The organism is Streptomyces niveiscabiei (assembly GCF_001419795.1).
GTDB lineage: Bacteria > Actinomycetota > Actinomycetes > Streptomycetales > Streptomycetaceae > Streptomyces > Streptomyces niveiscabiei.
In genome coordinates this window covers 1-2,131 of the sequence record NZ_LIRL01001334.1, presented here as the reverse complement: position 1 = coordinate 2,131, position 2,131 = coordinate 1, and the positions used below count along the sequence as shown (strand labels likewise).

2 protein-coding genes are annotated in these 2,131 nt (G+C 70.9%); both read left to right on the top strand.

Annotation, left to right across the window (positions count from 1 at the left end; all coding sequences use genetic code 11):
- The first annotated feature begins 111 nt into the window (after positions 1 to 111).
- Positions 112 to 882, top strand: coding sequence for an enoyl-CoA hydratase/isomerase family protein (locus AOK24_RS43740; RefSeq protein ID WP_055725379.1), 771 nt, complete (start codon positions 112 to 114; stop codon positions 880 to 882).
- Between the two features lie 75 nt (positions 883 to 957).
- The gene (locus tag AOK24_RS43735) at positions 958 to 1,935 is read left to right on the top strand and encodes an alpha/beta fold hydrolase (RefSeq protein WP_055725378.1); all 978 of its coding nucleotides are present in this window, start codon (positions 958 to 960) and stop codon (positions 1,933 to 1,935) included.
- Positions 1,936 to 2,131 lie beyond the last annotated feature (196 nt).

Sequence of the window (2,131 nt, the reverse complement as noted above, 5' to 3'; positions counted from 1 at the left end):
CGTCACCCACCCGGGAGCCCCCCTCAACTCCCTTGATCCGGACCGGATTCGGATCGGCGCCCGCGTCCAGGCCGTGTTCCCGGACGGCGGGCTCCCGCAGTGGGTGCTGATATGACGCCCCGCCTCGACACCGACAAGGAGACCGGCGTCGCGGTCGTCACGCTCGACCGCCCGGAGAGGCTCAACGCGATCGACGTCCCGGCGGCCCGCGAACTCGCGGAGATCTGGCGCCGGTTGCGGTTCGACGACGGCGTCCGGGCGATCGTCCTCACCGGTTCCGGCATCCGCGCCTTCTCCACCGGCCTGGACCGCGACGCCGTCGTCCCGCAGCCCAACTCCCCCTATATGCAGGACGATCCGCTCCTGCGCATCGGCCCCAAGTCGAACGACCTGTGGAAACCGGTGATCGCCGCCGTCGAGGGAATGGCGTGCGGCGGCGCTTTCTATCTGCTGGGCGAGAGCGAGTTCGTCGTGGCGGGGGAAGGCGCCGAGTTCTTCGACCCGCACACGACGTACGGAATGGTCAGCGCGTACGAGTCGGTGCTGATGGCGCAGCGCATGCCGTACGGGGAGGTGGCGCGGATGATGCTGATGGGGACGGCGGAACGGATCTCCGCCCGGCGCGCGTACGAGGTCGGGCTGGTCTCCGAACTCACCGAAAGAGGCGGGGCGTTGGCGGTCGCGGTCGAGCACGCGCAGGTCATCGCCGGGTATCCGGCCGCGGGGATGCAGGGGACGGTCCGCGCGCTGTGGTCGGCGCGGGAGGCGGCACAGGCGCAAGGGTTCGCGCAGGCCCCGCATCTGATTTCGCTGGGAAATCTGCCGGACGACCGCCAGGCACAACTTTTCACAGAAAGAACACGGAATTTCCGGACCCGCTGAGCGATTACCCGGAATTCGATCCGGAAACCGAAGGGTGCCGTATTCCCGCGCGGAACGCCCTCATAAAATAGCCGCATGATCCAGCACCGCACCATAGAAGTGAACGGCATCACCCTGCACATCGCCGAGGCCGGCACCGAAGGCCCGCTGGTGGTCCTGCTGCACGGCTTCCCCGAGTCCTGGCACTCCTGGCGCCACCAGTTCGCCCCGCTCGTCGCGGCCGGTTTCCGCGTCGTCGCCCCGGACCAGCGCGGCTACGGCGCCTCGGACCGCCCGGACGACGTGGCCGCGTACAGCATCCTGCACCTCGTCGGCGACGTCGTCGGCCTGATCCACGCGCTCGGCGAGGAGACCGCGTTCGTCGTCGGCCACGACTGGGGTGCGCCGGTCGCCTGGCACACGGCGCTGCTGCGGCCGGACGTGGTGCGCGGGGTCGCGGGGCTCAGCGTGGCTCCGACGCCGCGCGGCGCCAACCCGCCGCTGGAGGTGGTGAAGGCGGCGTACGACGGCCGCTTCTACTGGACGTACTTCAACCAAGCCGGCGTCGCCGACGAGGAGTTCGGCCGGGACCCGAAGACCGCGCTACGGCGTTTCGTGTACGCGCTCTCCGGCGACGCCCCGGGCGAGCCCGGCATCCACCAGGCCCTCATCGAGCCCGGCACCCCCTGGCTGGACCAGCTGCCCGCCCCCGCGCAACTCCCGGACTGGTTCACGGAGTCGGACCTCGACGAGCTGGCCGAGGGCTACGTCAAGGGCTTCACCGGCGGCCTCAACTGGTACCGCAACCTGGACCGCAACTGGGAGCTGACGGCCCCCTTCGCGGGCGCGTCCATCACCACGCCCGCGCTCTTCGTGTACGGCGACCGCGACCCCGTCGCCTACTTCCCGGGCACCCCCGAACTCGTCGCCCGCCTCCCGGAGTTGGTGCCGGGCCTGCGCCGCCCGCCGGTCGTGCTGCCGGGCTGCGGCCACTGGACCCAGCAGGAGCGGCCGGCCGAAGTGAACGAGTTGCTGGTGGAGTTCCTGACCGGGCTGCGGGACGAGCGGGCGTAAGCCCATCGAGTGCCGGGCCCGACTCCGTCGGGAGCAGGGAGAGTTCAGGCGGCCGGAGCGGCGGGCTCGACCTCGCAGCGGTCCACCTGCGCGGCGAGGCCGTCGTCCCCGACGGGAATCCGGATCTCTTCGGTCTTCTTCCCGCCGACGATCTCCTTCGTCACGGGCGCGGCGAGCACCGCGCCCGTGACGAAGG